The organism is Sphingopyxis sp. (assembly GCF_035565275.1).
In the GTDB taxonomy this organism is placed as follows: Bacteria; Pseudomonadota; Alphaproteobacteria; order Sphingomonadales; family Sphingomonadaceae; genus Sphingopyxis.
On record NZ_DATMST010000333.1, the window covers coordinates 1 to 1,880 of the forward strand.

The window sequence follows — 1,880 nt, forward strand, 5'->3', positions numbered from 1 at the left end:
CGCGACGCGCAGCTTCTCCGTCGTCTATCTGAAAGCGGGCAAGGTCATCGCGATCGACTGCGTCAATGCGACGAAGGATTATGTTCAGGGCCGTATGATCGTCACCGCGGGGCTTCGCGCGACCGCCGAACAACTCGCCGATTCCCAAACGCCCTTGGAGGCGCTGCTTAAGAAAGAGCGCCCGAACTGATAAAATTCATGGGGGGCCTCCCGAGAACGAACGGATCGGCGGGACGCGGGCCATCCAGGCGACCAGATCGCGGAAGACGATCGAAAGACTAAACTGTTGGGCCGCCATCCGCTCGAGATGCCTGCTAACGTCCGCTTTTCAGGGCTTGTCTGTAAAAGCCGACTGTCCGCAACCGGCCATAACCGACATCAACTCTTTGCTGCCATCAGCTTGTGAAACCGGGAATAGGTGTACAGAAAGGACGACCCCCGAAATTCGAACTTGTGATAATGCACTAGGATCCTAAGCGACTGGAATCTCTCTCTGATGTCCGTGCATCTACAGCAGAAGCATCGCCCACCGCGATCCGCTTTCGGTGTTTTTTCCGATCCCGATGCCATGGCGAGTGCTCTGGGCGGGCTGGATCGAGGGGCCTCGGGCCCACGGCCCGTCAAGGGAGCGGCCACCGATTTTCGTGCCATGTTTGCACGCGCGATGCTGGGGGACGTGGACCTGGGGGTCGGGCGGTTCGCGCAAGGCCAGCCCCAGCGAGCCGAGTTGAGCAACGCCCATACCTTCATGTTCCCGACCGAACCCGGACTCGCCCGCCGGGTGTCAGGCCGAATGCTGAGCGGGAACCAGATCATCCATTTTCGGCCACAGGCCGAGACTGTCACGACGTCCCCGCGTGGAATGGCGTGGGCATTCGGAATTCTCGTCGTACCGACGGAGGTGCTCGCCACCCACGCTCCGGCGCTCGCGGGCTTCGATCTGGTGCGGCCACTGCAGAATGACCGGATGTTTCAAGTACCCGAGGAGGCGATGGCGCGACTGGTCGCGCTGATGAACGATGCGGCGCGGATCGCGCGCGACAGACCCTGGATCATCGAGGCGACCGAGCCGGCGCGGGCGTTGGCGGGAACCGTCATCGACGCGTTGCTGCTGGGTCTTTCGGGCGGCGAGCTTCGTCTCGACCGCGGCGCGCCCGGGCGACATCGCCGGATCGTCGCCCGTTTCGAACAGCTGTTGGACGAGCAGCCGGAGGACATGCTGTCGCTGGCCGCGATCTGTGCTGCGACGGGGGTCGCAGAGCGCACGCTGAGCCTCGCCTGTCAGGAATTTCTGGGGCAGAGCGCTGTCAGCTACGCGCGTGGGCGGCGGCTTGATCTCGTGCGCCTGACGCTCCTGACCTCCGATCCTTCGACGACGCAGGTGACCTCGGTCGCAATGCAATATGGTTTCTGGGAGCTTGGCCGCTTTGCCGGCGCCTATCGGCTGCGTTTCGGCGAGCGTCCGTCGGAGACGCTGCGACGAGGTAGCTGACACGGGATTGACCGGTCGCCGATGCGTCCATGCCGGAATTGCATAGCCGCATCATATGCTCCCGACTTATCGGACCGCCGAAGGTGAAACACCCCGGAGGTCGAACGATCCAAATGATCGAGACGGCGGTCGCCGGGGCATCGCGGCGGCGTTCGTCAGGAAACCGCGCACCTTGATGCAGCAAAATGCCGGCAAGGGGAATCCATATGCGCGACCACCATCAACGCCTTGAGCAGAATTACGGGCGGGCGGCGCGCGCTTCGACGTCGGTTGCCGCGTTGGCGCTCGCACTTGGAATGATCGTTCCCCCCATTGCGCAGGCGCAGCAGCTCACGCAGGGAGGGGGCGGCCCAACTGGCGGCATTGCGGGCGGCGGCGGCGGCCGCGG

3 protein-coding genes are annotated in these 1,880 nt (G+C 63.8%); all 3 read left to right on the plus strand.

The features are described from left to right. Positions 1–190: oxidoreductase C-terminal domain-containing protein (locus tag VN047_RS21735; protein WP_325546406.1), on the plus strand; the 190-nt coding region annotated here is incomplete at its 5' end. A gap of 537 nt (positions 191–727) precedes the next feature. Beyond that, positions 728–1,492 carry a helix-turn-helix domain-containing protein gene (locus VN047_RS21740; protein ID WP_325546408.1) on the plus strand — a complete coding sequence of 255 codons (765 nt, stop codon included), beginning with the start codon at positions 728–730 and terminating at the stop codon, positions 1,490–1,492. Between the two features lie 206 nt (positions 1,493–1,698). Next, positions 1,699–1,880: hypothetical protein (locus tag VN047_RS21745; RefSeq protein WP_325546410.1), on the plus strand; the 182-nt coding region annotated here is incomplete at its 3' end.